The sequence below is a fragment of the Enterocloster sp. HCN-30185 genome, from assembly GCF_037890305.1.
GTDB lineage: Bacteria > Bacillota > Clostridia > Lachnospirales > Lachnospiraceae > Enterocloster.
The window spans coordinates 98,999-123,203 of record NZ_JBBKBT010000002.1; the positions used below are offsets into that span (position 1 = coordinate 98,999).

The 24,205-nt window shown below is 46.9% G+C and carries 24 protein-coding genes; 19 read left to right on the forward strand and 5 right to left on the reverse strand.

Features of this window, described 5'->3' with window-relative positions:
• Positions 1–125 precede the first annotated feature (125 nt).
• The gene (gene aroD, locus WKT10_RS02780) at positions 126–884 is read right to left on the reverse strand and encodes a type I 3-dehydroquinate dehydratase (RefSeq protein ID WP_066547406.1); all 759 of its coding nucleotides are present in this window, start codon (positions 882–884) and stop codon (positions 126–128) included.
• Between the two features lie 186 nt (positions 885–1,070).
• On the opposite strand from aroD, the gene nrdR reads away from it, so the two are divergent.
• The 13 genes from nrdR (at position 1,071) to WKT10_RS02845 (ending at position 14,352) form a co-directional block, all read left to right on the forward strand.
• The gene (nrdR, locus tag WKT10_RS02785; RefSeq protein WP_066547409.1) at positions 1,071–1,523 is read left to right on the forward strand and encodes a transcriptional regulator NrdR; all 453 of its coding nucleotides are present in this window, start codon (positions 1,071–1,073) and stop codon (positions 1,521–1,523) included.
• Between the two features lie 18 nt (positions 1,524–1,541).
• Positions 1,542–2,063: a YqeG family HAD IIIA-type phosphatase gene (locus WKT10_RS02790; RefSeq protein WP_066547412.1), complete on the forward strand. Its 522-nt coding sequence runs from the start codon at positions 1,542–1,544 to the stop codon at positions 2,061–2,063.
• Between the two features lie 112 nt (positions 2,064–2,175).
• Positions 2,176–2,733, forward strand: coding sequence for an elongation factor P (efp, locus tag WKT10_RS02795; protein ID WP_066547415.1), 558 nt, complete (start codon positions 2,176–2,178; stop codon positions 2,731–2,733).
• A gap of 93 nt (positions 2,734–2,826) precedes the next feature.
• Positions 2,827–4,614, forward strand: coding sequence for an arginine--tRNA ligase (argS, locus tag WKT10_RS02800; protein ID WP_066547416.1), 1,788 nt, complete (start codon positions 2,827–2,829; stop codon positions 4,612–4,614).
• A 36-nt stretch (positions 4,615–4,650) separates the two neighbouring features.
• Positions 4,651–7,830 (forward strand): DEAD/DEAH box helicase, encoded by a 3,180-nt coding sequence (locus WKT10_RS02805; protein ID WP_296037779.1) that lies wholly within the window; start codon positions 4,651–4,653, stop codon positions 7,828–7,830.
• A gap of 36 nt (positions 7,831–7,866) precedes the next feature.
• Positions 7,867–8,493: a flavodoxin family protein gene (locus tag WKT10_RS02810; RefSeq protein WP_066547418.1), complete on the forward strand. Its 627-nt coding sequence runs from the start codon at positions 7,867–7,869 to the stop codon at positions 8,491–8,493.
• 266 nt (positions 8,494–8,759) lie between these two features.
• On the forward strand, positions 8,760–10,085 hold the full coding sequence (rsxC, locus tag WKT10_RS02815) for an electron transport complex subunit RsxC (protein ID WP_066547421.1): 1,326 nt from the start codon (positions 8,760–8,762) through the stop codon (positions 10,083–10,085).
• A gap of 15 nt (positions 10,086–10,100) precedes the next feature.
• Positions 10,101–11,042 (forward strand): RnfABCDGE type electron transport complex subunit D, encoded by a 942-nt coding sequence (locus WKT10_RS02820; RefSeq protein ID WP_066547423.1) that lies wholly within the window; start codon positions 10,101–10,103, stop codon positions 11,040–11,042.
• Positions 11,039–11,647 (forward strand): FMN-binding protein, encoded by a 609-nt coding sequence (locus WKT10_RS02825; RefSeq protein WP_066547425.1) that lies wholly within the window; start codon positions 11,039–11,041, stop codon positions 11,645–11,647. Before WKT10_RS02820 ends, WKT10_RS02825 begins: the two co-directional genes overlap by 4 nt.
• 12 nt (positions 11,648–11,659) lie before the next feature.
• Complete coding sequence (gene rsxE, locus WKT10_RS02830; protein ID WP_066547428.1) at positions 11,660–12,337, forward strand: electron transport complex subunit RsxE; 678 nt, start codon at positions 11,660–11,662, stop codon at positions 12,335–12,337.
• Positions 12,338–12,350: 13 nt separating this feature from the next.
• Positions 12,351–12,926 (forward strand): electron transport complex protein RnfA, encoded by a 576-nt coding sequence (locus tag WKT10_RS02835; RefSeq protein ID WP_066547432.1) that lies wholly within the window; start codon positions 12,351–12,353, stop codon positions 12,924–12,926.
• A gap of 15 nt (positions 12,927–12,941) precedes the next feature.
• Positions 12,942–13,742: an RnfABCDGE type electron transport complex subunit B gene (locus tag WKT10_RS02840; RefSeq protein ID WP_066547435.1), complete on the forward strand. Its 801-nt coding sequence runs from the start codon at positions 12,942–12,944 to the stop codon at positions 13,740–13,742.
• 85 nt (positions 13,743–13,827) lie between these two features.
• Positions 13,828–14,352 (forward strand): HAD family hydrolase, encoded by a 525-nt coding sequence (locus WKT10_RS02845; protein WP_340275338.1) that lies wholly within the window; start codon positions 13,828–13,830, stop codon positions 14,350–14,352.
• Between the two features lie 219 nt (positions 14,353–14,571).
• On the opposite strand, the gene WKT10_RS02850 is transcribed toward WKT10_RS02845, so the two are convergent.
• From WKT10_RS02850 to WKT10_RS02865, 4 genes are all read right to left on the reverse strand, one after another.
• Complete coding sequence (locus tag WKT10_RS02850) at positions 14,572–15,555, reverse strand: ABC transporter ATP-binding protein (RefSeq protein ID WP_340275340.1); 984 nt, start codon at positions 15,553–15,555, stop codon at positions 14,572–14,574.
• A gap of 159 nt (positions 15,556–15,714) precedes the next feature.
• Positions 15,715–16,188, reverse strand: coding sequence for an ABC transporter transmembrane domain-containing protein (locus WKT10_RS02855; protein WP_340275342.1), 474 nt, complete (start codon positions 16,186–16,188; stop codon positions 15,715–15,717).
• Positions 16,189–16,318: 130 nt separating this feature from the next.
• Entirely contained in the window at positions 16,319–16,648 is a 330-nt protein-coding gene (locus WKT10_RS02860) for a GHKL domain-containing protein (RefSeq protein ID WP_066547446.1), read from the reverse strand.
• A gap of 251 nt (positions 16,649–16,899) precedes the next feature.
• Positions 16,900–17,505: a hypothetical protein gene (locus tag WKT10_RS02865; protein WP_296037757.1), complete on the reverse strand. Its 606-nt coding sequence runs from the start codon at positions 17,503–17,505 to the stop codon at positions 16,900–16,902.
• Positions 17,506–17,664: 159 nt separating this feature from the next.
• Between WKT10_RS02865 and aroE the strand changes: the two genes are divergently transcribed.
• The 6 genes from aroE to pckA all read left to right on the forward strand — a co-directional run bounded on the left by aroE (position 17,665) and on the right by pckA (position 24,192).
• Positions 17,665–18,531, forward strand: coding sequence for a shikimate dehydrogenase (gene aroE, locus WKT10_RS02870; protein ID WP_066547453.1), 867 nt, complete (start codon positions 17,665–17,667; stop codon positions 18,529–18,531).
• Positions 18,532–18,648: 117 nt separating this feature from the next.
• Positions 18,649–19,539 carry a DMT family transporter gene (locus tag WKT10_RS02875; protein WP_296037753.1) on the forward strand — a complete coding sequence of 297 codons (891 nt, stop codon included), beginning with the start codon at positions 18,649–18,651 and terminating at the stop codon, positions 19,537–19,539.
• Positions 19,540–19,628: 89 nt separating this feature from the next.
• Positions 19,629–20,432 carry a shikimate kinase gene (locus WKT10_RS02880; protein WP_066547455.1) on the forward strand — a complete coding sequence of 268 codons (804 nt, stop codon included), beginning with the start codon at positions 19,629–19,631 and terminating at the stop codon, positions 20,430–20,432.
• Positions 20,433–20,940: 508 nt separating this feature from the next.
• Complete coding sequence (locus tag WKT10_RS02885; RefSeq protein WP_066547456.1) at positions 20,941–21,783, forward strand: cell wall hydrolase; 843 nt, start codon at positions 20,941–20,943, stop codon at positions 21,781–21,783.
• Positions 21,784–21,889: 106 nt separating this feature from the next.
• On the forward strand, positions 21,890–22,354 hold the full coding sequence (locus WKT10_RS02890) for a YhcH/YjgK/YiaL family protein (protein WP_066547458.1): 465 nt from the start codon (positions 21,890–21,892) through the stop codon (positions 22,352–22,354).
• Positions 22,355–22,587: 233 nt separating this feature from the next.
• Positions 22,588–24,192: a phosphoenolpyruvate carboxykinase (ATP) gene (pckA, locus tag WKT10_RS02895; RefSeq protein WP_066547460.1), complete on the forward strand. Its 1,605-nt coding sequence runs from the start codon at positions 22,588–22,590 to the stop codon at positions 24,190–24,192.
• Positions 24,193–24,205 lie beyond the last annotated feature (13 nt).

The window sequence follows — 24,205 nt, forward strand, 5'->3', positions numbered from 1 at the left end:
TGGGGGGGATGAACCGGCACTCTGTAAGGAAACACTGACTAAAAACTAACACATTTTTTGCTGAAAGGGAAGGGGAATTACTGAAAATGAAATATATTTACTATTATAGAAATACCCTATGTCTGCTACAGATTATTATGAAGAATATCCAGCACACATTTTAGCTCTCTGGCATCGATCTGTCCGGGAGCGGATGCCTGTCCTGCCAGACCAAAAGTAAGACAGGAGCCAAAGATTTCCCCCCAGACACGGCTGATGAGCCCTGTTCCCGCCATGGCCATGGTGACTACAGGACAGGTGAGCTGGCGTCGGGCTGTAACGGTAGCTGTAAGCAGCGTAAGCACATCTTCCGGACACCGGGGCATCACGGCGATTTTTGCAATATCGGCTCCCAGCTTTTCCATGTGGCGCAGCCGTGACAGGAGTTCTCCGCAGGAGGGGGTGGAGTAAAAGTCATGACTGGAAAAAATGGTTTTTACTCCTTTTTCTTTTGCAAGAGCTGTAAGCTCTGTAATGCTGTCCGGATCAGAGAAAAGTTCGATATCGATCAGATCGATACAGCCGGAGGCGATTGCCTCCATAGCCAGTGTTTTATATTGCTGAGGCGAGGCCTGGCGCTGTCCGCCTTCTTTTGTGGTACGGAAGGTGAAAATAAGAGGCGTATTTCCCAAATGTTTTCTGAGACGGGGAAGAAGACCAGTCAGCCGCCCTTCATTAAAAATATCATTCATGTAGTCTGTCCGCCATTCCACCAGATCCGCCGGATAGGAAGAGAGCGCTTTGATCTCCTCAAAAAGAGCTTCATCCGAAGCTCCCACAAGAGGAATACAGACCTTGGGAGTGCCTTCTCCCAGACGCAGATTTCTTACATATACACAATTCATTTTGATCCGCCTTTCACTGCAGTATAGTTTGTTTTTTTATTATAGCAAAAAAATTCCGATCCATCCAATGATTTTCATTGGTCTGGTTACAAAGTTCTTGCACTTGAGAAGTGTTTCGGTTAAAATAAATGCAAATAAAGACATAAATTGTCATCATTTTATATAAAGAAGGGAAGTGCAAGCCATATGAAATGCCCCTATTGTAATGAAGCAGATACGAAAGTAATTGATTCCCGTCCCGCAGACGATAACAGTTCCATCCGCAGACGCCGCCAGTGCGAGCGCTGCGGGAAGCGTTTTACAACCTATGAAAAACTGGAAACCATGCCCCTTATGGTGATTAAAAAGGATAATACCAGAGAGGCATATGACCGCTCCAAGATTGAAGCCGGTATCATCCACTCCTGCCATAAGCGCCCCGTATCTCCCCAGCAGATCGGAGTTATGATCGATGAGATTGAGAATCAGATTTTTAATCGGGAGGAGAGAGAGATATCTACTGCGGTGATCGGTGAACTGGTTATGGAAAAGCTTAAGCAGGTGGACGAGGTTGCATATGTGCGTTTTGCTTCCGTGTACAGAGAGTTTAAGGACGTGAGCACCTTTATGGAGGAGCTGGGAAAACTTCTCAAAAAATAGGAGAAAGGCAAAAGGATTATGTTTGAACCATTTTACCCTCAGGAAATTTGGGACTCCACATATGATATCCCCTTTGAAACCTGGAAGGACAGGGGGATTAAGGGCGTGATCTTTGATATTGACAATACGCTGGTGCCTCATGGCGCACCTGCCGATGAGAGAGCCATTGCTTTGTTTGAACATTTAAAAAAGCTGGGATTTAAAACCTGTCTTCTTTCTAATAATAAAGAAGCCAGAGTAAAGCCTTTTGCGTCGCAGGTGAAAAGTCCTTATATCCATAAGGGAGGAAAGCCCTCAAAGAGAGGGTATAAAAATGCCATGGCCTGTATGGGGACAGGGCCGAAGGAAACTCTCTTTGTGGGAGACCAGCTGTTTACGGACGTATATGGAGCAAACCGGGCAGGACTTAAAAGCATTCTTGTAAAGCCCATTGACCCTAAAGAGGAGATACAGATCGTGCTCAAACGGTATCTGGAACGGCCTGTGCTTTATTTTTACAGAAAAAGCCGTAAAAAGAACTTGAAAAACATGGACACATAGTATAAAATATAAAAGATTAGATATACAGGGGACCGCCAAAGGCAGGTCATGCCCTGGCGGGCGCTGGAGAGAAAAGCGTCCTGTACAAAGAACGTTAAGGAGGAATATCTTTATGATATCAGCAGGCGATTTTAGAAATGGAATTACACTGGAGATCGAAGGACAGGTAGTGCAGATCCTTGAGTTCCAGCACGTTAAACCAGGCAAGGGCGCTGCTTTCGTACGTACCAAGTTAAAAAATGTGATCAACGGCGGTGTGGTTGAGCGCACCTTCCGTCCAACTGAGAAATTCCCGGCAGCAAGAATTGACCGTGTAGATATGCAGTATCTGTATGCAGACGGCGATCTGTACAACTTTATGAACACAGAGAACTACGAGCAGCTGGCATTAAACCAGGATCTGATCGGCGATGCGTTAAAGTTCGTTAAGGAAAACGAGATCTGCAAGGTCTGCTCCTACAACGGCAACGTATTCTCTGTAGAGCCTCCTCTTTTTGTAGAGCTGGAGATCACAGATACAGAGCCGGGCTTTAAGGGCGATACAGCAACCGGTGCAAGCAAGCCTGCAACTGTAGAGACCGGCGCTGTTGTAAGCGTACCGCTGTTCGTAGAGATCGGCGACAGGATCAAGATCGATACAAGAACCGGCGAGTATCTGTCCCGTGTATAATTCATTTGTATGTGAGAAAATGTAGGATTGCTCCGGCTTCACTGCCGGGGCAGTTTTGCATCTATAAGAAGTGCAGAAAAGGAGAAACGTGGAGTGAAGAAAATTCTGGATCTGATGGAGCAGAAGCTTAAGGCGGCCTTTACAGCCTGCGGCTATGAGGATAAATTTGCCAAGGTGGTTTTGTCCAACCGGCCGGATCTGTGCGAGTACCAGTGCAACGGAGCCATGGCAGCAGCCAAGGCGTATAAAACCAAGCCGATTGATATTGCAAATGCGGTAGTGGAAAAATTGACAGCAGAAAGGGAGCAGCCCATGTTTGGCGAAGCAGTGGCTGTGATGCCTGGTTTTATCAATCTGAAGCTGTCAGAGGCGTTTCTGGCAGATTATATGAAGGGTATGGCAGAGGCGGACAAGCTGGGACTGGAAGAACCTGAAAAGAAGGAAACGATCATCGTGGATTACGGCGGCGCCAATGTGGCAAAGCCCCTTCATGTGGGCCATCTGCGTTCTGCTATTATCGGAGAGAGCATCAAGCGCATGGGCCGTTTTATGGGATATGAGATGATCGGTGATGTTCATCTGGGCGACTGGGGACTGCAGATGGGTCTGATCATCGAAGAATTAAGGGACAGAAAACCGGAACTGGTATACTTTGATGAATCCTATACGGGTGAGTATCCCACAGAGGCTCCCTTTACCATCAGTGAGCTGGAGGAGATTTATCCGGCAGCCAGCGCCAAATCAAAGGTGGATGAAGCGTTTAAGGAGAGAGCTCATCAGGCGACCTTAAAGCTTCAGAAGGGATATAAGCCCTTCAGAGCCATCTGGGATCACATTCTGGCTGTATCTGTGGCAGACCTTAAGAAGAATTACTCTAATTTAAATGTAGATTTCGATCTCTGGAAGGGCGAAAGCGACGCAGAGCCATATATTGACCATATGGTGCAGATGCTCATTGACAAAGGACTGGCCTATGAAAGCCAGGGCGCCCTGGTTGTGGATGTGGCCCAAGAGGGCGATACTAAGGAGATTCCTCCCTGTCTGATCCGTAAATCAGACGGAGCTTCCCTTTATGCTACCTCTGATCTTGCCACGATCGTTGAGAGGGAACAGGATTTTAAACCAGACCGCTATATTTATGTAGTAGATAAGCGCCAGGCTATGCATTTTGAGCAGGTATTCCGGGTGTCCAGAAAGGCAGAAATCGTAAAGCCGGATACAAAGATGATCTTTTTGGGCTTCGGCACCATGAACGGCAAGGACGGAAAGCCTTTTAAAACAAGAGAAGGCGGCGTGATGCGTCTGGAAAAGCTGATCTCAGATATTGATGAGGCTGTATTTAACCGCATCATGGAAAACCGTACTGTATCAGAAGAGGAGGCAAGGGAGACTGCAAAGGTAGTGGGTCTTGCTGCGTTAAAGTATGGCGATCTGTCCAATCAGGCTTCTAAGGATTATATATTTGATATGGATCGGTTTATTTCCTTTGAAGGAAATACAGGTCCCTACATCCTTTATACCATTGTGCGTATTAAGTCCATTCTTGGAAAATACAAGGAAAATGGAGGAAGTGTCAGCGAGCTGGCCGCTGAGAAAAAGATCCTTCCGGCAGCAGGAGCTTCTGAAAAGGCCCTTATGCTTCAGCTGGCAAAATACAGCGAGGTACTGGAAAACAGCTTTGCAGAAACAGCTCCGCACAAGATCTGCCAGTATGTCTATGAGACTGCTAATGCATTTAACAGTTTTTACCACGATACCAAGATCCTCTCTGAGGAAGATGAGGCCAGAAAGGACAGCTACATCGGCCTGATCACCCTTACTAAGCGGGTGCTTGAGACTTGTATCGGCCTTCTGGGGATCGAAGCGCCGGAGCGGATGTAAACCAGAGCCTGTAAAGGCAGGATGGATTTCATGTCAATGAAGATTGAAAAAATGGAAACCAGCAGCTTTTGGAAAGGAGAGGCTGGTGTAAAGGGCCTGGTAGAAGACCAGGCCCATACTTATAAGGTTCAGCTGTATCTTAAAAATGACCAGGTAAGGGATTATTCCTGTACCTGTGCAGAAGGGAATTCTTACAGGGGCATCTGCGCCCATGGGGAGGCCCTTTTTGCATATTATAAGAAATATAAAAAGGAAGCCCTGAAGCCTCCGATCCGTACTTCTTTTCAGGCTCATGCCATGATCCGGGAGTATACAAACCGTGCAGTAGCGGATATTCTGGAAGAAGAGGAGGGCTCCCAGGTACGCATCGAACCAGTGTTGTTTCTGGAAGGCCGGGATATACAGGCGGAATTTAAGATCGGAAGAGAGCGTATGTATGCATTGAGAGATCTTCCGGCCTTCTGTACAGCCCTAGAGGGGGGAGCTTACGTATCCTATGGAAAGGAGCTGGCCTTCCATCATCAAAGAACGGTCTTTGAACCGGTATCGAGGCTGCTCGTGGATCTGATCCTGGAGCTTATGGAGCATCAGAAGGCTCTCAGACGCGTGACTTTAGGCAGACTGGACCGGGATCGGTTTTTTGAGATTTTATTAAAAAATACATCAGGAGAAAAAGGGCTGGAGGTTCGCCTGCCTCAGGGCAGCGGAGGGATATTTTCTCTGGAATGCTCAGAGCCGGAACTGGCGGTTCTGGTAAACCGGTACGGGAGAGATGGTATTCGGGTACGTTTGGAGGGGGTTCTGGAACAGGATGGTGAACAGGAAACCCCTCAGGCAGTGCAGGCAGTTTTTGGAGGAAGCCGTCATTTATATCTTGCAGCCGGAAAGCGTCTGTATTGCTGCGGTGAAGCATTTTCACGTTCGGCAGCGATTTTCCTGGAACAGATCCGCACAGACAGAGAAAGCCAGATCCTGATAGCAGATAAGGATATTCCTCTTTTTCAGCAGCGAGTATTAAAACGGATCCAAGGATACAGCCGGATCCGTCTGGAGGAAGTGGAATTAGACAAGTATGAGCCGGAACCGTTAAAGGCAGAGTTTTACTTTGAAGCAGGAGAAGATGGAACGCTCTATATGGAGCCATATCTGTCTTATGGAGAATACAGGTTTCATCCCATAGAAGATGAAGCGCTTCCCAGAACGGTCTGTCGGGATGTACCGGGGGAATTTAAGATCAGCCAGGTCATTGGAACGTATTTTAAATGCAAAAGCAGCACAGACGGACGTTTGGTGATCCGCAAGGATGAGGATGCCCTGTATCGTCTGCTGGGTACCGGGATGGATGAATTTAAGGCTCTGGGAGAGGTTTATCTGGCAGAAAATATGAAAAACTGGAGAGTGATCCGAACACCAGGGATAAAAGCAGAGGTACGTCTGGCAGCCGGGTGGCTGGAGCTTACGGTGGATCCGGAAGAGTTTTCTGTGAAGGAACTGACAAAAATCCTGGAGGCCTACAGCCAGAAAAAGAAGTATTACCGTTTAAAAACAGGACAGTTTTTAGAGCTGGGAGAAGGGGGCATCTATACAGTGATGCGCCTGGCAAAGGAACTTGGCATAACGAAAAAAGAACTGGAAGCAGGACAGATCCGGCTCCCGTCCTATCGGGCTTTGTATGTGGATCATCTTTTAAAAGAGGGGTCAGGAGTGGCGCTTTACAGAGACCGGTTGTTTAAGGCTGTGATCCGGGGGATCCGTTCTGTAGAAGACAGCTCAGATCCGCTCCCTGAGGCTTTGGAAGGTGTGCTGAGAGAATACCAGAAAACGGGATATCGCTGGATGAAAACTCTGGATCAGTACGGGTTTGGCGGGATTTTAGCAGATGATATGGGGCTTGGAAAAACGCTTCAGACCATTGCTCTTTTGGAGGATGCCTACAGCCGGGGGGAGACGCTTCCCAGCCTTATTGTCTGTCCGGCTTCTTTGGTATATAATTGGGAATGTGAGATCAGGAGGTTTGCTCCGAAACGGCGCGTCTGGTCTTTGGCCGGCTCCAGTACGGCCAGAGGGGAACTGCTGCAGTCTGTAAGGGAAAATCCTTCGTTCTGCCAGATCCTGATCACATCCTACGATCTTTTAAAACGGGATATTTCTCTTTATCAGGACATCCGTTTCCGATTTCAGATTATTGACGAGGCCCAGTATATTAAAAATGCAGCCACACAGAGCGCTCGTGCGGTAAAGGCAGTCAGCGCACAGTCACGGTTTGCGCTTACGGGGACGCCGGTGGAAAACAGGCTGGGAGAGCTGTGGAGCATTTTTGATTACCTGATGCCAGGCTTTTTATTTGGTCCGTCGGTTTTTCATAAAGAGTATGAGGTGGCGGTTTTAAGAGATCAGGATCAGGAGGCGCTTTTGAAGCTGAAGCGGCTGATTGGTCCCTTTGTGCTGCGCCGTGTGAAAAAGGATGTATTAAAAGAGCTTCCTGATAAGATCGAGCAGGTGGTATATTCCCATCTGGAGGGAGAGCAGAGGATGCTTTATGTGGCTAAAGCCCTGGAACTGAAACGTACATTTTCTCAGGATATGCCGGGAAATGGGGCAAAGCTTCAGATCCTTTCCGGTCTTATGCGCCTGCGGCAGATCTGCTGCGATCCCGGATTGTGCCTGGAGGGATGGAGATCCGGTTCAGCTAAGCTGGAAACCTGTATGGATCTGATCCGGCGGGGAACAGAGGGAGAACATAAAATCCTTCTTTTTTCTCAGTTTACCTCTATGCTGGAGCGGATCAGCCGCCGGCTGGAAAAAGAAGGGATTGAGAGTATCTGTTTAACAGGAGCCGTGCCGAAGGAAGAGCGATTAAAGCTGGTGGAGCGGTTTTCAAAGGAGAATGTTCCTGTTTTTCTCATCAGCCTCAAGGCAGGAGGAACGGGGTTAAACCTTACAGCAGCGGATATTGTGATCCATTATGATCCCTGGTGGAATGTGGCCGCCCAGAACCAGGCCACAGACAGGGCTCACCGCATTGGCCAGGAAAAACAGGTCACAGTTTACCGTCTGATTACCAAAGATACCATTGAGGAAAATATTTTAAACCTTCAGGAGGCAAAGAGAGCGCTGGCAGATCAGATTGTCACAGGGGAAGGGATTTCCCTGTCTGATCTTACCGCAAAAGAGCTTTTGGACTGTATCGGAGAGATATCAGAAGATTCTGTTTAAGAAGAAAATAAAAAATCAAGCAGGAGGATATAGAATATGAAAGTATTGATGTTAAACGGAAGCCCGCACAAAGAGGGATGCACATGGAGAGCGCTGTGTGAGATTGCAAAGGAACTGGAAAAGGAAGGAATTGAGTCTGAAATTCTTCACATTGGCGGACAGCAGGTATGGGGCTGCATGGGCTGCGGAGCCTGCGGCACACTGGGAAAATGTGTCCATGATGAGGATCTGGTAAATACGGCAGTCGCTAAGATGAAGGAATGCGACGGTCTGATCGTTGGCTCTCCGGTTCATTATGCATCTGCCAGCGGAGCCATAACCTCCTTTTTAGACCGTTTCTTCTACTGCGGCGGAAGCGCTGCAGCTCATAAGCCGGGAGCGGCCATCGCCTCCGCTAGAAGAGCAGGAACCACAGCAACTCTGGATCAGTTAAATAAATATTTTACCTTTAATCAGATGCCGGTGGTTTCATCCCAGTATTGGAACATGGTCCATGGAAGAAGTGCAGAGGAAACCGTTCAGGACGAGGAAGGGATGCAGATCATGCGTACCCTTGGCCGGAATATGGCCTGGCTTTTAAAGTGCATTGAGGCCGGAAGAAAGGCTGGAATTACGGTTCCTGAGGCGGAACCGGAGAAAAAGCGCACCAGCTTTATCCGTTAAATATCTGAGACGAAAGATGTCACAGCCGTAGATTGGAATGCAGCAGAGCGAAATAGTTCTGCTGCATTTTTTGGATTAAAGTGAACAAATTAGAAAACAATGCTTAATTGATAAAAAATAAACAAAATAATTAAAAATTTAACGATTGGTTTACATATTGTATACACGCTTTATTTATGCTATACTGATAAGGCTGTGAAAGATCTATAAAAAATGTGAAAGATTCACAAAAAAGAGAAAATGTACAAGAAAGAAGGGAAAAATCTATGGGTCTGGCGACTTTTAAAGGCGGTATCCATCCGTATGAAGGAAAAGAACTGTCTGAAAGCAAACCGATTCAGGTCCTGCTTCCAAAGGGCGAACTGGTTTATCCTATGTCTCAGCACATAGGTGCTCCTGCAAAACCGCTGGTTGCAAAAGGCGACCGGGTTTTAGCGGGGCAGAAGATCGGAGAGGCAGGCGGATTTATTTCTGCAAATGTAATCTGCTCCGTGTCCGGTACAGTAAAGGCCATCGAGCCGAGACGGACGGCCAACGGCGCTATGGTTCCGTCTGTGATCGTTGAAAATGACGGAGCCTATGAGACGGTAGAGGGGCTGGGAGAGAACAGAAATCCGGGGACACTGTCAAAAGAAGAGATCCGTTCCATTGTCAAGGAAGCAGGCATCGTGGGACTGGGCGGCGCAGGCTTCCCGACTCATGTAAAGCTTACCCCAAAGGACGAGAACGCCATTGATTACGTCATTGTAAACGGAGCGGAGTGCGAGCCTTATCTGACCAGCGACTACCGTCTGATGGTAGAGGAGCCGGAGAAGTTAGTAGGAGGCTTAAAGGTCATCCTTCAGCTCTTTGACAATGCCAAAGGCGTGATCGCGGTGGAGAACAATAAGCCGGAGGCCATTAAAAAGCTGGAAGAGCTTGTAAAGGATGAGCCAAGGATTACCGTATGTCCTCTGCTTACCAAGTATCCTCAGGGCGGTGAGCGTTCCATTATCTATGCAGTAACCGGAAGAAAGGTAAATTCCTCTATGCTTCCTGCCGATGCAGGCTGCATTGTAGATAATGTAGATACAGTTATTTCTATTTATATGGCGGTATGCAAGAGCACGCCTCTGATGCGCAAGATCATCACCATTACCGGCGATGCGGTCAATACGCCCTGCAACTTCAATGTAAAGCTGGGAACCAATTATCAGGAGCTCATCGAGGCTGCAGGCGGCTTTAAGGAGGAGCCGGAGAAGATTATTTCCGGAGGTCCCATGATGGGACAGGCACTCTTTACCGTGGATATCCCTGTAAGCAAAACTTCCTCTGCGCTGACCTGTTTTACAAAGGATCAGGTATCTGCCCTGGAGCCTACGGCCTGCATCCGCTGCGGCCGCTGCGTAAGCGTATGTCCAAGCCGCATTGTTCCTGTGATGATGATGCAGGCAGCTTTGAGAAATGACTGTGAGCGTTTTGAGAAGGTCAACGGCATGGAGTGTATGGAGTGCGGAAGCTGCACCTATATCTGTCCGGCCAGACGTCCTCTGACTCAGGCCTTTAAGGAAATGAGAAAGACCGTTGCGGCAAACCGCAGGAAGAAAGGGTAGGAGGGTACAAAAGTCATGAATAAATTATTAAATGTATCTTCATCTCCTCATGTGAGATGCAGCGTGGATACACAGAGCCTGATGCTGGACGTGGCCATCGCCATGCTTCCCGCGGCAGCCTTTGGCGTATACAACTTTGGCTTTCATGCGCTGTTTGTGATACTGGCAACTGTAGCTGCCTGTATTGCAAGCGAATATGTATATGAGAAGCTGATGCACCGTCCCATTACCATTATGGACGGCAGCGCCCTGGTAACGGGTATGATCCTGGCGCTGAATATGCCTCCGGAGATTCCGGTTTGGATTCCTGTGATCGGCGGTATTTTTGCGATCGTCGTAGTAAAGCAGCTGTACGGCGGCCTGGGACAGAACTTCATGAACCCGGCTCTGGCAGCAAGATGCTTTCTCCTGATCTCCTTTGCGGGCCATATGAATAATTTCTCATCCGCAAAGCTGGGCTTTGACAGCGTCTCAGGAGCCACTCCTTTAGCCTCCATGCGGGCAGGGGGAAGCGTGGATCTGGCCGCTATGGTTGTAGGACGGATTCCCGGAACCATCGGTGAGGTTTCTGTGATCGCACTTTTGATCGGCGGCATCTACCTGATCGTAAAGAAAGTCATCAGCTGGAAGATTCCTGTGACATACATAGCTACCCTGGCTGTATTTGTATTTATCTTTGGCGGCCTTGACGCCAATTATGTGCTTGCCCAGGTATGCGGCGGCGGTCTGATCTTCGGAGCGTTCTTTATGGCGACCGATTATGTTACCAGCCCCATTACACCTATGGGACAGATCGTATTCGGAATCATGCTGGGACTTTTAACCGGTATCTTCCGTCTGTGGGGCGCTTCTCCTGAGGGCGTTTCCTACGCTATCATCCTATGCAACCTTTTCGTGCCCATGATCGAGCGCGTGACCCTTCCAAAAGCATTCGGAAAGGAGGCTAAAAAGGCATGAAAGGAATTATGAAAGATGCATTTCTTCTCTTTGTCATCACACTGGTAGCAGGCGCCTGTCTGGGTGCAGTCCACGAGGTGACCTTAGAGCCTATCGCAAAGGCCCAGCTGGCAGCCAATACAGCTACCTACAAGGAGGTATTTCCTGAGGCGGCTTCCTTTGAACAGACCGATGAGTTAAAGGCAGCAGTAGAGGCCGGAGCAGCCCAGATTGCAGAGCAGGGCTTTGGAAACGTATCCATTGACGCAGCCCAGGAGGCTCTGGCTGAGGACGGAACTCTGCTTGGCTACCTGATTACCGCAAGCTCCAATGACGGTTACAATGGCCTGGTGCAGATCTCGGCAGGCATTACTGCGGAGGGAACGCTGACAGGTATCGGCTTTTTAAGCATCAGCGAGACTCCTGGTCTTGGCATGAAGGCTTCAGAGCCGGAGTTTAAGGGCCAGTTTACAGGAAAGGCAGCCCAGACTCTGGAGGTAACAAAAACAGCGCCTTCGGCTGACAACCAGATTCAGGCCATCAGCGGCGCAACTTATACATCCAATGCAGTAACCGGAGCGGCAAATGCGGCCATCTATTTTGTAGAAAACTGCATCGGAGAGTAGGAGGCGTAAGAGATGAATAAATATACGGAACGAATTTATAACGGCGTATGGAAGGAAAACCCCATCTTAATCCAGATGCTGGGCCTTTGTCCTACGTTAGCAGTAACCACCTCCGCTACCAACGGTGCGGGTATGGGACTTTCCACCACGGCGGTTCTGGTTGCGGCAAATATTGTGATCTCCGCCCTGAGAAATATTATTCCCGCCCGTGTGCGGCTTCCAGGCGAGATCGTAGTGGTAGCTTCTCTGGTTACCATTGTAGATATGCTGATGGAAGGCTTTACCCCTTCCCTTTACAGTGCTCTGGGAATCTATATTCCCCTGATTGTTGTAAACTGTATCATCCTGGGCCGTGCAGAGGCCTTTGCAATGAAGAACAAGCCCCTCATTTCTGCCTTTGACGGTCTTGGGATGGGTCTTGGCTTTACCATCGCGCTGATCCTTATCGGCGGAGCAAGAGAGCTTTTAGGGGCCGGAACGGTTTTCGGCATCCAGGTAATGCCTGCTTCCTATGAGCCTGCTGCTATCTTTATCCTGGCTCCCGGCGCCTTCTTTGTTTTGGCCTGCCTGACAGCACTTCAGAATAAGTTAAAGCTGCCATGTGCTACCAACGGCTCTGTAAAGGATAAGAAGAAACGCAAGGGCTGCAGCGGCGACTGCGCTTCCTGCAAAGAGAAGACGGAAGAATAGGAGGAAAGAGTAGATGAAAGAATTACTTGTAATTGCCGTCAGCTCCGCGTTCGTCAGCAACGTGGTGTTAAGCCAGTTCCTTGGCATCTGTTCCTTCGTCGGTGTTTCCAAGAAGGTAGAGACAGCAGCCGGTATGGGAGGTGCGGTTATCTTCGTTATCACTATCGCATCCATTGCTGCCAGCCTGCTGTATAAGCTGATCCTGCAGCCTCTGGGCCTTGATTACTTAAAAACCATTGTGTTTATTCTGGTAATCGCAGCCCTGGTGCAGATCGTGGAAATGTTCTTAAAGAAATGCATGGTATCCCTGTATAACGCTCTGGGTGTGTTCCTGCCTCTGATTACCACAAACTGCGCCGTACTGGGCGTGGCTTTAACCAATGTGCAGAATGACTACACCATCATTGAGAGTGTGGTAAATGGTGTTGCAACCGCATTTGGATATACCGTAGCCATCGTGCTGTTAGCCGGTATCCGTGAGCGTATTGAGGGAAATGATATCCCATATAACTTCCAGGGATCTCCCATTGTCCTTGTAACAGCAGGACTGATGGCTATCGCATTTTTCGGATTTTCCGGACTGCTGTAGAAGGAGGAGACGAAGATGAATATTATGGCAATTGTTATGGCTGCCGCTGTCATTGCGGTGGTAGGTATTGTAGTTGGTATCGGCCTGGGCCTCTTTGGCGAGAAGTTCAAGGTTGAAGTGGATGAAAAAGAGCTGGCGATCCGGGAGGAGCTTCCAGGCAACAACTGCGGCGGCTGCGGCTTCGCAGGCTGTGATGCTCTGGCAAAGGCCATTGCAAACGGTCAGGCTCCCGCAAATGCCTGTCCCGTAGGCGGCGCTCCCGTAGGAGAGAAGATCGCTTCCATCCTGGGTGTAGACGCAGGGGCTGCAGATAAGAAGGTAGCCTTTGTACGCTGCAAGGGAACCTGCGATAAGGCAAAAACCCTGTACACCTATACAGGAATCGAGGACTGCGCCAAAGCCACCGTTGTTCCCGGAGGCAGCCCCAAGGCCTGCAGCTACGGCTGTATGGGATTTGGCTCCTGTGTAAAGGCCTGTCAGTTTGATGCCATCCACGTGATTGACGGCGTGGCAGTGGTTGACAAGGAAAAATGTGTGGCCTGCGGTAAATGTGTGGCTGCCTGTCCAAAGGGACTGATCCAGCTTGTGCCTTACAGCGCAAAGCATCTGGTACAGTGCAGCAGCCACGACAAGGGCAAGGATGTAAAGGCAGCCTGCCAGGCCGGCTGTATCGGCTGTACCCTGTGTACCAGACAGTGTGAGTCAGATGCCATCCATATGGACAACAATCTGGCTGTGATTGACTATGACAAGTGTACTAATTGCGGCAAATGTGCAGAAAAGTGTCCTGCTAAGGTGATTCTGGAGCAGGAGTAAAAATTACGGATGTATTGAGAAACGTATAGGCAGAAGGCCGGGCGAGAGCTCCGGTCTTTTGTTATAGGGAAAAGAAGGAGTTATTATGATTAAAATTGCATTTTTTGATATAGACGGAACACTGCTCCGGTTCAGGCACAATGATCTGTCAGAACCGGTAAGATCCGCGTTAAAACAGTTACAGAAGCAGGGGATTCTTTTATGTATGGCAACGGGAAGAAGCTACCCGTTTATACCGCGCTTTGAAGGAATTGAATTTGATGTTATTCTGTCATTTAACGGCTCTTATGTCAGAAATCGGGAGGAAGTGATCCGCAAAGAGCCTCTTACAAGAGAGGATGTAAACTGTATTATAGGCAATCTAAATAAGAAGAAACGGGCAATTGCAATCAGCAATGAAGCTGTGGTGGTCACAAATGGAACCGATCCGGATCTGGAACAGTACTTTGCATTCGGAAATGAAGAAATGATAATTTCCGAAAAATTCAATGACATTTCCAGGGAAGACATTTATCAGATTATGTGCAGCTGCACAAAGGATGAATACGAGGAAATTCTTGAAGGAACCAAACGTGCACAGATGAGCCAAAGAGGGTGGAAAGAAAACTGAGCAGCATGGAAAAGAGCGTAATCCCGGCATAATCTGCAATCAGTTCTTTGTCAAAGATTTCCCCCTGCATAATGGCGCCGGTTATCTGGGGGAGGCAGACGGTAAGCATGGAAATCACAAGTCCGAATAGAACGTCTGCCAGATACCAGATCCACGGAATACCGGAAACAGACAGAAGATGAAAAAATGGCCTCCAGGCCTGCAGTTTCTTTTGTATCATCATAAACTCCTTTCTGGAACCGGTGTGTTAAAGGACCGGCTATTTAAGAGAATGATTTCATCAGCGTCCTTTACAGCGGACGTTCTGTGGGCGATGACGAATGTGGTCCGTCCTTTTCTGAGACGGGCAAGGGCCTGTTCCACCCTGTATTCTGATTCCGGATCAAGGTTCGCAGTCACCTCATCCAAAAGAAGGATTTTGGGGTTTTGGAGAAACAGCCGCGCAAGAGAGATACGCTGGCGCTGCCCTCCGGAGAGCCCGCTGCCGCCTTCTCCGATCCGGGTCATAAGGCCGTGGGGCATGGCACGTATAAAATCACTGCACTGGGAATCCTCTATGGCCTGTAAAAGCTCTTGTTCAGTTACAGGCCGGTGAATCCCATAAAGGATATTTTCGCGGATCGTTCCGGAAAAAAGATAGGGGCTCTGGGGCCCGTAGCCGATCATACGCCGCCACTGTACCAGAGGGAGTTTAAAAATATCTGTTTTACCCATGCGGATACTTCCCTGATCCGGAGAATAGAAGCGTTCCAAAAGCTGAAAAACAGTAGTTTTACCGGCCCCGCTTAGACCGACGAGGGCCGTTGTTTTCCCCTCCGGGGCTGTAAAGGTAAGATTTTTCAGTACAGGCTGATTTTCGTAGGAAAAGGATACATTTTCAAACAGGATATCTCCTTTCATCCCGTCTGAACCGGTGTAGGGATCATCAGGTTCCGTCTGTTCTGCCATAAGCTCTGTGATCCGGCGGACTGCTCCCTGACTGGATTTAACGGTTCCCCAGATGCTCATGATTCTGGAAAATGAGTTTAAAAGGTTCTGGGAGTAGAGATAAAATGCAACCCAGATATCAAGGGTGATTTCATTATGGGAGATCATCCACAGTCGCAGCCCGATCATGGCAGTTGTATGGAGCAGTGAAGCAAGGTTTTTTAACTGGAGCAGAAGATTAGTGATAAGAGAATTGGAAATATTTACCTGAAACAACTGATGAATCCAGTGGTTTCCCCGTTTCTTTTACCAGAGGCAGATTGGACAGGATTTCGGACAGATGACCGGTAAGCCCGGCGTTTTTTCCCTGAATCCTTTCATTCCATGAAAACTGGATTTTTCCCTGCCATACGCCGAGAGCATACAGAAGGGGGATCATAACGGCTTCCGGTGATAGGAAAAGAGGAGCACAAAGGAACCGAAAAACGTGTAGAGGGAGGACAGCACATTTCCGGGAAAAGAAACAGCCAGGTCACTGAGCCTTGCGGTGTCCTGGGTTACGCGGCTGATCAGATCTTTTGAGGGCTGTGCGTCAAAAAAAGGAACAGGAAGGCGGAGGATTTGTCTCCAGATAAGCTCGCGCAGGCGCAGAGAAACCTTTGCACTTGCAGCTGCTAAAATAAACTGGCTGACAGAGGTAATACATGCCTGTCCTGAAACAACGGCAATTACTGTACAAATAAGCTCCGGATTCAGGCTGCCGTTCATGATCTGCCGGGCATAGGAGGGAAAAAGCAGATACAGCTGGCTTGCTGCCATAGACAGAAGCGTATAGACCAGGATATAAAACCAGGGAAGTCTGGCCTGAAGCAGCAGATGGAAAAATGGTTTCCAGATAAGTCGTTTCATAGATCGCGTCTCCTTTCGTCTGACGGATCATAACATAAAAAGCCAAATCCGTGTGGGATTTGGCTTAAATGGCGTGTGCGGTGTCGTAAAAACAGGATTATAGATTGAGTTCAGGACATTTTCTGAGGGTTCAGGACAGAGGATCCTGCCATGACAGGGTAAGGCTCTGGATAAAGATATCCCCCTGAAGGCAGGAATTCAGGGTGGCATTGTGATAAGGGCTTAAAAGTTCACGGACAGTGGAAAGCCCTTTTCCGCGTCCCTCTCCTTTGGTGCTGATTCCGGCATGGATGCCCTGCTGGATTGTACGCGGGGTAACGGAATTTCGGATTGTATAGGAGCAGCCGCAGGCATTTCCTGTAATGCGGACTTCGATGATGCCATCGGGAACCAGAAGAACCTCTTCAATTGCATTATCAATCAGGATTCCCAGAATATGGGTTAGATCGATCAGATCCATACCGGTCTGCCAGGTTTTAGGGAGAACCTGAATGTGCAGGGAAATGGAACATTTTTGCTGCAAAGCCTGAGAAGTTTTTAAAACGAAGAAGGCCTACAGAGGTTCGGAGGGCAGCTGGCAGATGGATGACAGCAGTTCGCTTTGGCGGATGGTATCCTGGGAGCAGGGAAAGATTTTTCCCCAGAAAAAATCTTTCATCTCCTGGTTTTCGCTTTCATTTACAAAATTTCCCATAGTGAAGAAAATATTTTTTATGTCATGGCGGATAATAAGATGCACAGAGCCGGAAATAAAAGAAAAACCAGCGGGTTCTGGGAGGACAGGATGGAAAAAGGTAAAAAGATCATCGTACAGAACACAAGGATTAAGGCGGAAAAGAGAAAATAGTAGGGTTCGATAGCGGGATATTTCTTTCCAAGCTGTATTAACTGTTCGATCGGTTTAAAAAAACGCGGACGGAAAAAAAGGATCGCTCCAAGAAGCAGGAGAGAATACAGCCCGGTAGTGCCGATGAGACCCAGCGCATAGCTTCCGACTGCTTTTTGAAGATAAGGGACGGCAAAATAGTTTACCAGAAAGAATCCGTAGGCAGAAACGGACAGGATTACAAAGGAGAGATAGCAGGAAAACTGGTTTCCGCGCAGGCTGTGGAGGCTTAATTTTACGGCAGTGTAATATACGCAGAAAATCAGCCAGAACAGCCAGAGGTGTCCCAGCAGTACGGAGGCAGAGTTAAACAGTCTTTGAGAAAAAAAGAAGGCTGAAAAAAGAAAGGGGATTTCAATGAAAGACGTGGGGTTTTCATCATTTTTTGGGGGAGCGGCAAGCGTCAAACAGCGGGTAAATTCATGAATCATCTTTGGACGGTCCAGGGATTTTTCAATAAAGCCATAAGAAGGAAAAGGCCTTGTTTTGAATAACCCTGTTTTTTAAATTTGATAAAGAAATAATGCACTTGCATATTCTATGAGATTGGGGTAAAATAGACCAAAATTAAGACAGGGAGGAAATGAGTTATGGAAATTAGCGGACATACGCAAATGCTGTGCCTGATAGGAAGCCCTGTCGGGCATTCGGGATCGCCGGCTATGTATAATTACAGTTTTCAAAAATTGGGGCTGGATTATGTGTATTTGGCTTTTGATATAAAAGAAGAAGATACATCAAAGGCTATTAATGCGCTTCGGTTATTAAACGTAAAGGGCTTTAATATTACTATGCCGGGAAAGACGGCAGCGCTTTCCTGCTGCGATGAGCTTTCAAAAGCAGCACAGCTTATCGGAGCGGTAAATACGGTAGTAAATGAAAATGGCAAACTAATTGGCCATAACACGGACGGTTTGGGCTGGGTCAGAAACTGCCGGGAGCATGGCTTTGAAATAAGGGGAAAGAAAATGACGATTGCCGGTTCCGGTGGAGCGGCTACTGCCATTGAGATTACATCTGCTTTAGAAGGGATGAGTGAGATTTCTATATTTGCACGAAAGGACACTTTTTTTGCAAATGCAGAGGCTACGGTAGAAAAGATCCGCAGGCATGTTTCAGGATGCCGGGTGAATCTGTATGATTTGGAAGACAGGGATTTATTTTATCATGAAATAGAAGACAGTCATATTTTCACCAATGCCACCCGGGTGGGAATGAAGCCTATGGATCAGGAGAGCCTGATTGAAAATCCTGAAGTTTTTCGCAGTGATCTGACTGTGTCAGATGTAGTTTATAATCCGAGAGAAACCAGACTCCTGTCAGATGCTGCGGCGGCAGGGTGTAAAGTGATTCCGGGAATTGGGATGCTTTTATGGCAGGGGGCAGAGGCATTTAAACTTTATACAGGTAAGGAAATGCCGGTTAAGGAAATAATGGAAAAATATTTTGCGGTATAATGAACCGCCCATAAAATAATAAAAGACAGTTGTGCAGAAGAGAAACTGCAGCAGCTGTTTTTTTGTAGAAATTCACCAAAGTAAAGCTACTGATAACAGAAAGAAGGAACAGGGAACATGAAGCGTAATGTAGGGTATCTGTATTTGTTGATTACCTTTTTTTGCTGGGGAAGTATTTATGTTGTGAGCAAGCATGCTTTGGAGGTTATGGGGCCGGTAACAGTTTCTTTTTGCCGGTATGGAATAGCTCTGATCTGTCTGTATGGTATTTTAAAGTTAAAAGGATGTCATAAAAAAGTTCAGAAAGAGCACTGGCCGTATTTGATGATTCTGGGAGGCTTGGGATATTTTGCAGCAATTATACTGCAGCTTGCCGGAACCGCCAGATTGTCAGGATCGCTTTCTTCCCTGATGAATTCTTTGAATCCCGTTGCGATTTCTGTTATGGCGGCGATATTTTTAAAGGAAAGGATCACATGGAAAAATGCGATCGGCATTGTTATATCTCTTGCAGGCGTATATGTTATTTTAGGAACGGGAGAGCTGCAGACTGACATCATGGGAATCCTGTTTTCCGCAGGCTCTGTAATTCTCTGGTCAGCAGCTTCTGTATCCATTCGCAGAATCTCCGAATATTATGATCCGGTTCAGACCGCTCTTTACGGTATGGCCATTGCACTGATTCTAAACGTACCGGCAGCAGTATTTGAGAATATGTTCATTTTCAGAAGCCATCCTACAGAAAAAGCATTGCTGGCCTGCCTGTTTGTTGCAGTAGTTGGAACTGCGGTAGCACACACCTTTTGGAATAAGAGCCTTCAGCAGCTGAGTGCAAGTACCTGTTCTATGTTTTACCCTTTACAGCCGTTGGTATCAGCAGTACTTGGGGTGGTGCTTCTTCATGAGATTATTACATGGCAGTTTGTAGCAGGCGCTGTACTGATCTGTTCTGGAATTGTGATTAATTTCCTGCCTTTTATGCCAAATAAAGAGAAAATAGCGCGTTAAAGCGATAAAATCATTGCGCTTTTTAGGTTCTGCTGATATAATTGCATTCAAAAATAATTCGTGTGACGAAGAAGACAGAGGAGAGTGCAATGGACAGAATTGAAGAAATATGTGATAAAATTGGACAGTGTGATGACAATATCATTGAGCAGCTGGTTGCCAGAATGAGATGTATTCAGGATATTATTGAATATAAGAAGGAAAAGGGAATTCCGATCCTGCAGCCGGAGCAGGAAAAAAAGCAGGAGGATAACCTGAAGCGTAAGCTGGGAGATAATCCCTTTGAGGAGGAGATACTGGATATCTTCAAATACATTGTGAAGAACAGCCGAAGGATTCAGGCTAAAGCTCTGTTTAATTATAATATTTTCCTTATTGGCTTTATGGGCGCAGGGAAAAGCACTGTGGCTAGAGAATTAAAAAAACAGCTGGAAATGAATTACGTTGAAATGGATCAGCTGATCGTGGAGCAGAGAGGAATGGCCATCACAGATATTTTTGAGGAATATGGTGAAACATATTTTCGTAATCTGGAAAGCAATGTGCTGATTGAACTCCAAAAGCGTAAACAGACGATCGTTTCCTGTGGAGGAGGTATTGTAGTCCGGGAAGATAATAAGGATCATATGAAGAAAAATGGGCGGGTTGTGTTTTTAACTGCAACGCCCAATACTGTTTATGAGCGGGTGAAAAACAGTACAGAACGTCCGATCCTGAATAATAATATGAATGTAGAGTTTATTTCACAGCTTTTAGAAAAACGCAGAGCTTTGTATGAAGAGGCAGCGGATATCACAGTAGCAACAGATGGAAAATCTGTTTCCGAAATATGTGATGAAATAGTTTCAGAGCTGATTGCTTATGACCTGAGATTAAATAAAAAAGAATCATGATAAAAGAGAGTTTCTGTTTCGCAATAGAATTATCGGACAGAAACTTTTTTATTACAAAACTATTAAAAGTGGGGGTTAATCCCATATTTCGACAGAAAATGTAAAAGGGTAAATCGTGAAGTACAGAAGGAAAAAAACGGAAAAAAGCCGCAAAACAGGTGGCATAAAGGGTTGAAATTGTATTGTTAATAAAATAACAAAATTAAATATTAACAATAATGTAATAAAAACGTAAAAATAAAATCTATATTTCGTTCAAAAAACAGGATGATATCAAGAAAAAGTATACAATAAGCACAATATAATCGGAAATTATTTCCTGATGCAAAAAAAATGTAACAAAGTTGTAAAACCTCTGTTGACGGGTAGAACCAAATCCCATATAATACCCGTACATCCCAGCAAAACAGGTCAAAAGTGGGGAATAAACCTTATTTTGGATCTGATGAAAAGCAACTTGTTGACACATGGGATCAGACAGATCCCAGGAAAGAAAAGAGGAGTATGTATGCTTACATTGCATTCATTCCTTCAGTCGGTCGTTCTCTTTGTAAAGGCGCTTGCAGTTAAGGTCAAAAAAGAACAGTACCGCACTTCTTCTGTTGTGATGGCAGGGGCTGTAGTCATTGCCATTGTAACCTTCGGTGCAAACGGATTTGGCGGAAGCGGTAGAAATGCCATGGCTGCGCCCAGGATCCAGGAAAGCGCAGAGGAGCCGGAAGAACCGGAAGAGGAAGTGGTATCTGGAGGAAGCAGCTTTGTTACGGAAGCAAAAATACAATTTGGACTTTTAAATACAGACAGTGAAGGCCAGCATCTGGCAGGCGCGCTGCTGGAACAGGATGTCCGGGAGAAACAGAGAAGAGAGGCAGCAGCCCAGACAGAGATTGAGGCGCTGCAGAAGCAGATTTTAAAAGAGAAGGAAGAAGAGGAAGCCAGAAGAAAGGCTGAGGAGGAGCGGCGGGCCGCCAGACGGATCCGGATTTCAGACGAGGATTACCAGATCCTGCTGCGTATTGTACAGGCCGAAGCAGGCATCTGTGATGATAAGGGGAAGATTCTGGTGGCAGATGTGATCATTAACCGTGTCCTTTCCAAGCGGTTCCCCAATACGGTAAAAGGGGTTGTATACCAGAGAAACCAGTTCCAGCCCGTATCAAATGGCAGGATCAACACCGTAAAGGTGACGCCGGATACCATCCGCTGCGTAGACCGCGCCCTGGATGGAGAGGATTACTCAAACGGGGCTATTTACTTTATGAACCGCAGGGCTTCGGGAAAACAGGCTTCCTGGTTTGATTCCAGTCTTACCTATCTCTTTGCACATGACGGTCATGAATTTTTCAGATAACCGCCCATAGAAAAGACTCAAAAAGGGTTGAGTTTCCGCATCCTTTGGCGTATACTGTGAAGTGACGGGAAACTGTCCAATACAGAAGGCAAAGGAGACTGGAATCATGATTTTTGATGAAAAGAAAAATTTGAATTTTTACCGCAATCTGGGAATTGAGGGAAGATACGCAAAGGCCGTTGATTTTCTTATGAACACGGATCTGGCAGCATTAGAGGCTGGAAAGCATGAGATCGACGGAACCAATGTATATGCCAATGTGACCTCCTACACTACGATTCCGTGGGAAGAGGCAAAGTATGAGTCTCACGAGCATTACACCGATATCCAGTATGTGATCGAGGGGAGTGAGGTTATGACCTATGCTCCGACACATGAGATGGAGGTAAAGACTCCTTACAATCCGGATAAAGATGTAACGTTTTATGAGAACACGGTTCCCGGCCTTCAGGCAGTTGTAAAGGCAGGTCAGTACATGATCTTCCATCCATGGGATGCACACAAGCCAAAGGCAGCAGACGGTGAACCTGCCCCTATTAAGAAGGTAATTGTAAAAATTAAAGAAGACTAGTGTACTGTCTCATTCACTAGAATAAGGTACCGGCCGTTTGGACATTGTCCAGGGGGCCGGTATTTGTCATATCTGTACCATTTTCTGTAAAAATTAGAATTTTGTTAAAATGGAATTGTTGACTTTTTAACAATAAAGTGAGATAATAGACTTGAATTTGGTTTTATAAACCAGACATTCACATTTACATCATTTCACATCATATCACAGGAAAGAAAAGAGGTTAATGTAGTATGGCAGAGATCAATTTAAGCAAGTATGGCATTACCGGAACAACTGAGATCGTACACAATCCTTCTTATGAGCTGTTATTTGAAGAAGAAACCAGACCCGAGCTGGAAGGTTACGAGAAAGGACAGGTCAGTGAATTAGGCGCAGTTAACGTTATGACTGGTATCTACACCGGCCGTTCTCCAAAAGACAAATTCATCGTGGTAGATGAGAACTCCAAAGATACTGTATGGTGGACTTCTGATGAGTACAAGAATGACAATCATCCTGCATCTGAGGAAGCATGGAAGGCCTGCAAGGAGATTGCGTTAAAGGAGCTGTCCAATAAGAAGCTTTACGTTGTAGATGCATTCTGCGGCGCAAACAAGGATACCCGCATGGCAATCCGCTTCATCGTAGAAGTAGCTTGGCAGGCACACTTTGTTACTAATATGTTTATTCAGCCAACTGCTGAGGAATTAGAGAATTTTGAGCCTGATTTCGTTGTTTACAATGCTTCCAAGGCAAAGGTAGAGAACTATAAGGAGCTGGGCTTAAATTCTGAGACAGCTGCTATGTTCAACATTACCAGCCGTGAGCAGGTTATCATTAACACCTGGTATGGCGGTGAGATGAAGAAGGGTATGTTCTCCATGATGAACTACTACCTGCCTCTGAAAGGCATCGCTTCCATGCACTGCTCCGCAAATACAGATATGAACGGCGAGAACACCGCTATCTTCTTCGGCCTGTCCGGTACCGGAAAGACCACTCTGTCTACCGATCCTAAGCGTCTTTTGATCGGTGATGACGAGCATGGCTGGGATGACAACGGCGTATTTAACTTTGAGGGTGGCTGCTATGCCAAGGTTATCAACCTGGACAAAGAGTCTGAGCCGGACATTTATAATGCCATTCGCCGTGATGCTCTGCTTGAAAACGTTACTCTGGATGCAGAGGGCAAGATCGATTTCGCAGATGACAGCGTAACCGAGAATACCCGTGTATCTTATCCGATCAATCATATTGAGAATATTGTACGTCCCGTTTCCTCTGCTCCGGCAGCGAAGAATGTAATTTTCCTGTCCGCAGATGCATTCGGCGTACTGCCTCCAGTATCTGTTCTTACTCCTGAGCAGACACAGTATTACTTCCTGTCCGGCTTTACAGCAAAACTTGCAGGTACAGAGCGCGGCATCACCGAGCCGACTCCTACCTTCTCTGCATGCTTTGGCCAGGCATTCTTAGAGCTGCATCCTACCAAGTATGCAGAAGAGCTGGTTAAGAGAATGGAAAAGAGCGGCGCAAAGGCTTATCTTGTAAATACCGGATGGAATGGTACCGGAAAGCGTATCTCTATTAAGGATACCCGCGGCATCATTGACGCTATCCTAAACGGTGATATCAAGAATGCTCCTACCAAGACCATCCCATACTTCAACTTTGAAGTACCTACTGAGCTTCCCGGCGTAGATCCCAAAATCCTGGATCCAAGAGATACCTATGCAGATGCAGCAGAGTGGGATGCAAAGGCACAGGACCTGGCTGGCAGATTCATTAAGAACTTCGCAAAATACGAAGGCAATGAGGCTGGCAAGGCTCTGGTTGCAGCTGGCCCTCAGAAGTAAAACAAAACAGATC